The sequence below is a fragment of the Nocardia sp. NBC_00881 genome (assembly GCF_045207455.1).
GTDB lineage: Bacteria > Actinomycetota > Actinomycetes > Mycobacteriales > Mycobacteriaceae > Nocardia.
The window spans coordinates 1,736,447-1,744,023 of record NZ_CP108798.1; the positions used below are offsets into that span (position 1 = coordinate 1,736,447).

A 7,577-nucleotide genomic window follows, 5' to 3' on the forward strand; every position below is an offset into this window, starting at 1 on the left:
CCGCGACCAAAGCCTTGCCTGCCTGCTGGGCCGACGAACGACACGAGAGCAAGCCGCGCGTGCACGTAAGCTCGTGCTTGCCTCCGGCGCCGTGGACGAGGCACAGGCGGTCGCCGAGAAATTCCTCGACCAGGCTCGAGATCAGCTTGCGGGTCTGCCCGTCGACCCTCGCGTTCGTCACGCGATGAGCGGTTTGCCTGGTCGGTACTCGATCGGCGAACTTCACGCCCGACCATGTCCAGTCCTTCACCGCAGCCACCCCAGACCGGCAGAGAGTTGTTCTCGCCACAGGCAATGGCATGGCTGCGGATCTGGGTGGTGGACACCGGCCTTGTCGCCTCCCCGGCCGAGTTCGACCACAACCACCGGTGGGCAGGAGGAGTCCGGTTGCCGACACAGTTCTCGATGCCGGTGGACGCGGCCCGTGAACAGGCCGTCGTCGGCATGGGCGTGCTGATGGCTGTGTGGGATGACCTGTTCGAGGATCCGCAGCTGATGGACCTGGAAGCTGTCACCGCGCTGCGGCATGGGCTGGTGACTGTGCTGCGCCAGGATCCGCAGGCATCGCGGCAGCCCGGCGCGATCGCGACGGCGTGGTCGAGTGTGTGGCCGCGCCTGCGCGAGGGCCGAACCATCGGTTGGCAGCAGCGGTTCCTGGGAACTGCCGCCGAAGCTGCGGGACCACACGGTGATCCGTCGTCTCGAGGACCTCATCTTCCGGGTGGGCTGGGCGGAGGAAGGAGTGCCTGTCGCTCTACGAGAACATGAGGGACGTCACGTTCACGGCGCGTGACGCCGATCGGTACACGCAGACCTGGGCTTCCACGGCGCCGGACTTGGAACGCCTGCGCCGTGAGGTCTACCACTGGCCGGCCGCCGACCCGACTCCTACCGTGCCGTAAAGTCCCGCGGCCGACACACCCTGCGTGCTTCGCCGTCTCCCCGGACCTCGCCGAGGAGACGGTGAGCCGACTCGAGGGCTGGGGCATCCCGCTTGTGCGCAGCCGAAGCGGAGTTCGTGCGGTTCCCGGATTCCGTCGTTCGATCGGCGTAGCCCCGTTCAGTCGGTGACGACCGCAGCTCGCAGGTAGCTGTAGACGGTTTCGCGGCTGATGCCGAACTCACAGTGGAAAAGCTAGGCAGACCAGCGATTACAGGCTATCCGCAACCGGGTGGCCGGTAGTCGCAAGCGCGCGAACCACTCAGAACCCGGCTCGGTGGATCCGGGCTCAGCACAACACTGCGGACAGCGAGTCACGGGGGTTCTACTCACAGTTCCGTTCGTCGGATCCGTCGCCGCAGTCGTCGTCGCCGTCGCACAGCCATTGTTTCTGAACGCATCTGTCGTTGTCGCATCTGAATTCGTTCGGCTCGCACAGGAGTTTGCCGCTGTGGCATTCACTGCGGGCTCCGCCTGTGCCGAATTCGAAGGACACCAGCGTCTCTGTGTCGAGGGGTGCGGCGAACTCGGCCATGGCAGGTGCCGACGCCAGTGTCAGCCATATCGCGGCTGCCCCCAAAGCTGTTGCGAGGACGGAAATGACACGCATGAGGAACCCTCCATAATGAGATCCAGCCAGGGTCAGGAACAGCCCGGGGTATTGGGGGAGGATGCTGTCCTCACCCTGTACACCACCTCGGTCCTCACCCTGTAGTCGGCGTTCGAACATCCTACAGGCCGTGCTCGTGGTCGGTACTGCGTTCGAGATCGGTTGCTCGGCAAGGAATCTCGGGAGAACTTCCGGTAGAGGGCGGCGGATTGGGGGTTGACCGCGGCGAGCATCCGTAGGCGCGATGCCTCGGTGTCGGACAGTTCGCTGTAGTACTTGCGCCGCGACTGGTCAGCGGTTGGCGGTGTGAGCGGTCCGCTCGCGGCGGCCAGGGCCTCCTCCGCCCACTCTCGATTCTCTTCTTGATCCTTTTCCCGCCACTGCGATGCCGTTCACTGGGCGTGGCGGTATCGGGTTCGGGTGTGGTTTCGCGGTCGATGCCGCGCTGCGCGGCGCGGCGCGGCCGGCGGCTGCGGCGACCACGAATAGCAGCAGCAATGGCGGCTGCGTGGAGCTCGGGACAAGGACCAGCGCGACCTCGGCGAGGACACCAACGCACCTGCGGCGGCTGCAACGCGACCTGGACGGCATCGAATCCGAACACACTCGCCAGGGGTGCAGACCGCTACCGCGACTCGGGCCAGCTTCAGGATTCCGGGGCCTGGTCTAGCGGTCAGCAGTTGAACGGGAAGCACGACTTAGGCGGGGCAGTCGGCTGCGCGGGCGCGAGGGTCGAAGGCACCACGGTGGTGTCGGTCGGCCTGTCGGTAGATCCCATGTGGGTGAGGGTCAGCACGACCAGCAGAAGGATCACGCCGCCTCCGAGCGCCCCAAGGCCCCACAGGATCGGCGTGGGCGATGCACTGCGGTAGCCGTGGAAGTACGGGGACCGGTAGCGCCCCGGCTGCTGGGGTGCGCGTCGTTCGGTGAAGCGGACGGACCCCCTCACGAAACTTCCGCCTACCCGTCCCCTGCGAGAATGCCGCCGCACGGCTTCATACCCCATGACCGTCAGTATGACGCGAGAACCCGACACGATCGGCCGATCAGCTCCGCGTCGTTGTTGAGATCGAACTGCGGACGGACGGCACTGCGATGAGGCGGTATCGGATCGGCTGATCGGCTCTGTCGCTGGGGCGGTGCACATTGCCGGCGAGGTCGCCGCGGACTCCTGGACCGGGCCGACCCAGAGGCCGGCGCGCGTCTTATCGCGGCGCCGGCCAGCCTCGGGCAGGTATCGGTGAGTCCGCACCGGCGGCGGCCAGCGGAAGATCGCCATCGACCACACCGAACGCTGAGTGGGTCACTGATAGAAGTTGGTTCGCCGCCGAGCAGGATCGCCGACGCGCTACCGGCGCCTCAGCCCAAAGTTCTGCTCGACGGCGAGATCGCAGCCCTTCTGCGAGTCGTATAGCTGCTTCACTGCTGATTCGCGGAGGCGGCGGGTGCGCTTGATACGCCGTATTCCCCTTGGAGCCTGTGGAGGATCCGGGCGGTCTGCCGACGGCTGGTCAGCGTGATGATTGTGGTGTCGGGGCGTCGCTCGGCGAACAGTTGTTGGATCGTGGGGCGCATGGTTTTGCGGTAGCGCCAGATGTATCGGATGAAGTTCCAGGTGATGCGGTCGTACATCCCGATTTCGGTGTGTTGGCCGCCGCGGTAACGCCAGCGGCGTTGTAGAACGCCGATCAGGCAGGTGATCGCGGGCAGGTCGAGAAAGATGATGGTGTCGGCGGCTTGTATCCGGATCGGCAGTGTCGCGGCGCGGCGACCAGCTGGCGTTGGCGGTCGGCGAAGTCCTTCTGCGGCAGGGAATTCCAGCTGTGGTCGTAGAAGATGACGTCGAGGTGGGTGAGGGGGAGGTCGAGCAGCGCGGCGAGTTGGCAGGCGAGGTAGGTCTTACCGGAGCCGCCGCAGCCGACGATGGCGATCCTGTCCATGCCCGGCAACACTAGCCGCGCGGTCGACCACCGAAATGCTGTATTCGGTGTGGCGCGATCCATGGTTCCCGCGTCTCATAGTCCGAGATCATCGTCTGGCTGCCGATGGAAGGGCACGGCATGGTGGTCGGTGCTCTCTTGGTCGATGTCGTCGGCGGGTTCGGTGTGCTGCCGACGTTGTTGTTCGTGCGCAAGCTGGGTCGGGCTGAGGGCTCGGCGGCGATGTCTTGTCAGCGGCCCCGTGGAACACACCGCCGACGCATCCGTAAACCAGCGACCGAGCGCAGATCTCAATTAGCAGCCAGGGCGCCCCTGAATCCCCCCGGTGAGTCCGGAGTGATGTTCCCCCGGTTTCGTGGAGTCGGGATACTTGACTTCAGGCCACGGGTTGGATGGACGGTTGCATCATCTCGTACTCGATCGGGGTCCGCATGCCCAGGGCGGAGTGGCGGCGACGCCGGTTGTGGAAGATTTCGAGGTACTCGAAGATCGCGTTGGCCAGTTCGATCCGAGTTTTCCAGCGTTGCCGGTTGAGAAGTTCGGTTTGCATTCTGCCCCAAAAGGATTCGATGACGGCGTTGTCATAGCAGTCACCGATCGAGCCCATCGACGGAACAAGTCCGGACTTGCGAGCGCGGTCGGTGAAGGCCCAGGAGGTGAATTGCACCCCGTGATCGGAATGGATGATCGTGCCGGGCTTGGGTGAGCGGTTCGCGATCGCCATCCCGAGCGCGTTGGTGACCAGTGCTGCGGTCTGGGTCGAATCGATCGACCAGCCGACCACGCGCCGCGAATAGGTGTCGAGAACGACCGCGCAATACACCTTGCCCTCGCGAGTGGGGTGCTCGGTTATATCGGTGACCCACAACTGATTTGGCTGCGAGCATGTGAAGGACCGGTTGATCAGATCACCTGCGGTCGGGGTCTGATGTTTCGGTCTCGGGCGCCGGTTGCCGGGCAGGCCCTTGATCCCAGCGCGGGCCATCAGCATCTCGACCTGGTTGTGGCCGACCTCGATGCCGAGCCCGAGGGTCAGCTCGGCATGCACCCGATGAGCGCCGTAGGTGCCACGCGATGCCGAGTGCACGGCACGAATCTGATCGGTCAGCCAAACATGCCGGATCGCCCGCTGCGACAGCGGCCGGGAATGCCAATGGTAGTACCCGGATTCGGAGACACCGAGAAGCCGGCACGCGGCCTGCACCGGCAAGCCCTCGGTCGCCATCGTCGCTATGGCCGCATATCGCCTTTTGGGTCGCCGTCCTGCTCTTTCAGCAGCTCACGAGCACGTCGCAGGATCGCGACCTCCTGCTCAAGCTCTCGGATGCGCCGCTTGGCGGCAGATAGCTCAGCCTGCTCCGCGCGCGTCGCACCCGATACCTGGCCGGTGTCGATCAGCTCCTGCTTGCGCCACACGTAGATCGTCTGATCGCTGATGCCCAGATCCGCGGCTACCTGCGCGACCGGGCGACCGGCAGCAACCAAATCCAGAACCTTGCGGCGGAACTCCTCGGGATAACGCCTTGGCACGAACAAGTCTCCTTCGACGACATCGTGACCAAGAGTCAAGCAAACCAACTCCCAAAAACCGGGGGAACATCAGAGTCTCCAGACAAGCCGGGGGGATTCACCCAGAGGGCCGAGCGGACATTTCCAAATAAGCGACCACAGCGCAAGGCGACCTCAGCCACACCCGGCCCTCCCAGGCCACCAACAGTCTTACGGAGGGTGACCTGATCACCGGAGAAGGCAACAAGACCGCGATCGCGACCCTGGTCGAACGCACGACCCGCTACATGATGCTGGTGCATCTGCCCGGCAACCACGATGCCGACACCGTCCGTGACGGGCTGGTCCGCACGATCTCGACCCTGCCCGCGCATCTGCGTGGTCCGCTGACCTGGGACCAGGGCAGCGAGATGGCCCGGCACAAACAGTTCTCCATGGCCACCGACATGGCCGTCTACTTCTGCGCCCCGGCCAGTCCCTGGCAGCGCGGCACCAACGAGAATACCAATGGTCTACTGCGCCAATACTTTCCGAAGGGAAGCGACCTCGGCGTCGACAGTCCCGAAGACCTCGAATACGTCGCGCAGGAACTCAACGACCGGCCACGCAAAACACTCGACTGGGACACCCCAGCCGAGCGCCTGCGTGATCTACTTACCGTCTAACACCAGCAGTGTTGCGACAACCCCCAGAATCCAAGGATGCGCTCGACATGGCAATCGTGCGCGATCCCGACAATGAGCCAGGCATCGTCGTGTTCCCGCTGGTCACTGAGCCGTTCATGGCCGTGCTGCCGGTCGACCACCCGCAGGCGGACCCCGCCGTCCTCACCGGCCCCGAACTCGCCGACGACCCGTTGGTGTTCTTTCCTCGGGCCGCCGGCGCCCATGCCCACGACAAGAACCTGCGGCCCTTGGTGGAGGCCGGCTGCCGGCCCCGCATCGTGCAGGAGGGCAATAACTGGACCACCATCCTCTACCTCGTGAGTGAGGGGCTGGGCGTCACCATCGCGCCACGCAGCGCGACGTTCACCGCGCCGCAGTCGGTGCGCATCGCGCCGCTCGCCGAAACCGACGCCACTACAAAGGTTTACGTGGCGCACCGGGTCGATGACGATCGAGCTCTGGTGCACAACTTCCTGGCGCTGCTGCCGAACGGTGAGGCTCAGCCGAACGGCCGAGATGATCGAACGGCAAGCAGGACAGCACATCTCGCCACGGTGGTCGAGTAGCCGGCCGAACACGCCATGCTGCTGACGAGCGGGCGTTCGTTCGGGTGGAGTGATTGTCTTCTACCACTGCCCGGAACCAGCCGATCAGCCAGTGGCCGCCCAGTTCGTCGAGCACTGCCGATGCAGCCGCCGCCACCCTCCAGCCTTGATCCATCCCGTACTTCTCTACGTCCATGACCAAGGGGCCGAAGGGATCTCAGCAAGGTTGCGAGCAGCGTTATCAGGAGCGCCGAGGTTCGCGGGCCTGACGGCCGGTGTGGGCCTGGCTCGATCGGACCGGGTCGGGGTTTGTTGGTTCCCTGAGTTGGGAAATCCTATGGGTTGGTCGATGTGAAGATAGATTGCGGGTCGACTGGGCTCATCGCTGCGTAGGACCGGATATGTCAGTGGGAAAGTTGAGGTGGGGGCATGGCCGACGAACCGGACCGCAAGAGCGAGCAGGCTGAGCGTGTTGCGGCGAGGGGAGATGACATGGCGGCCCGGATCGAGGCGGTGTTGTCGACGTCGGCAGCGAAGTCGGCCCCGTGGGGATGTCGGGGTACCGGCGAAACCGCGCATAACCTCCGCTATGGGGATGATGACAACGGCATATCCCGGGGTCGAAGAACAAGGACGAGATACTCGATTCTTATCCTGAATTATCGAGTGAGTACGAAAGGTATGCGCCCGCGTTCCGGAAATCCGCGGAAGAATTACGCTAGATGGGAAGCGGCAACAGAAAACAATATCAAGCGTGCGGGCAGGGTCACGTTGTTACGGCCTGGTTTGCCGGGCTCGTGGATCTGAAGTCGGGGCGTTAGGAGAACCGATATGACGGACAACGAGATGTCGGCGGCTCGGTTGACGGATCTGGTTGATTCTGTGCAGGCCGGAATGAAGTCGATCGAGAATATGCAGCGGCGGTGGATGCTGCTTACTGCGACGGGATCGGGTGGGAATAGGCGTGTCACGGTGTCGATCAATGCCGAGGGCACGGTTATCGAAACCCATTTTACCGACGATATCGGCGATCTGAGCTACGAGGAGATCGCGAAAGCTGTCACCGAAGCCGCACAGAATGCCGCTACCGAAATGCAGCGGAAAACTGCGGAATTGTCGGATTCGCTGCAGGAGCACAGTTCTCGGGTTCCGAAGCTTTCCGAGCTCGCGCCCGGTGCCGTCGATATTCTCGACCTTGTGCCCGCGGCGCCGCAGGTTTCTCTCGCGCCGCTCGGTTCGCCGGAACGGCTGGCCGCCGAATCCGAGGCCATGGAATTCACCGATACGGAACAGCTCGACCGAGATGCGTCGCAATCCGGGGTGACTGACTCGTCTTGGTGATGATGGTCTGTCGGTTGGGGGTGTGTG

General features: G+C 64.1%; 7 protein-coding genes and 2 pseudogenes. 5 read left to right on the top strand and 4 right to left on the bottom strand.

The window, feature by feature from the left end; translation table 11 throughout:
- Positions 1-234 precede the first annotated feature (234 nt).
- The gene (locus OH799_RS07025) at positions 235-768 is read left to right on the top strand and encodes a hypothetical protein (RefSeq protein ID WP_406282972.1); all 534 of its coding nucleotides are present in this window, start codon (positions 235-237) and stop codon (positions 766-768) included.
- Complete coding sequence (locus OH799_RS07030; protein WP_406276884.1) at positions 765-902, top strand: hypothetical protein; 138 nt, start codon at positions 765-767, stop codon at positions 900-902. The genes OH799_RS07025 and OH799_RS07030 overlap by 4 nt, the downstream gene beginning before the upstream one ends.
- Positions 903-2,223: 1,321 nt before the next feature.
- On the opposite strand, the gene OH799_RS07035 is transcribed toward OH799_RS07030, so the two are convergent.
- The 4 genes and pseudogenes from OH799_RS07035 to OH799_RS07050 all read right to left on the bottom strand — a co-directional run bounded on the left by OH799_RS07035 (position 2,224) and on the right by OH799_RS07050 (position 5,020).
- Positions 2,224-2,499 (bottom strand): hypothetical protein, encoded by a 276-nt coding sequence (locus OH799_RS07035; RefSeq protein ID WP_406276886.1) that lies wholly within the window; start codon positions 2,497-2,499, stop codon positions 2,224-2,226.
- A gap of 470 nt (positions 2,500-2,969) precedes the next feature.
- A complete protein-coding gene (locus OH799_RS07040; protein WP_406276888.1) occupies positions 2,970-3,182 on the bottom strand; it encodes a hypothetical protein in 213 nt (70 codons plus the stop codon).
- 56 nt (positions 3,183-3,238) lie between these two features.
- Complete coding sequence (locus tag OH799_RS07045) at positions 3,239-3,490, bottom strand: hypothetical protein (RefSeq protein WP_406276890.1); 252 nt, start codon at positions 3,488-3,490, stop codon at positions 3,239-3,241.
- 376 nt (positions 3,491-3,866) lie between these two features.
- Positions 3,867-5,020 (bottom strand): annotated as a pseudogene (locus tag OH799_RS07050) (IS3 family transposase).
- A 194-nt stretch (positions 5,021-5,214) separates the two neighbouring features.
- Here OH799_RS07050 and OH799_RS07055 point away from each other — a divergent pair.
- From OH799_RS07055 to OH799_RS07065, 3 genes and pseudogenes are all read left to right on the top strand, one after another.
- Positions 5,215-5,664, top strand: a pseudogene (locus OH799_RS07055) (IS30 family transposase); the annotation flags it as partial.
- A gap of 47 nt (positions 5,665-5,711) precedes the next feature.
- Entirely contained in the window at positions 5,712-6,230 is a 519-nt protein-coding gene (locus OH799_RS07060) for a LysR family substrate-binding domain-containing protein (RefSeq protein ID WP_406276892.1), read from the top strand.
- An 810-nt stretch (positions 6,231-7,040) separates the two neighbouring features.
- A complete protein-coding gene (locus OH799_RS07065) occupies positions 7,041-7,550 on the top strand; it encodes a YbaB/EbfC family nucleoid-associated protein (protein ID WP_406276894.1) in 510 nt (169 codons plus the stop codon).
- Positions 7,551-7,577: the final 27 nt, after the last annotated feature.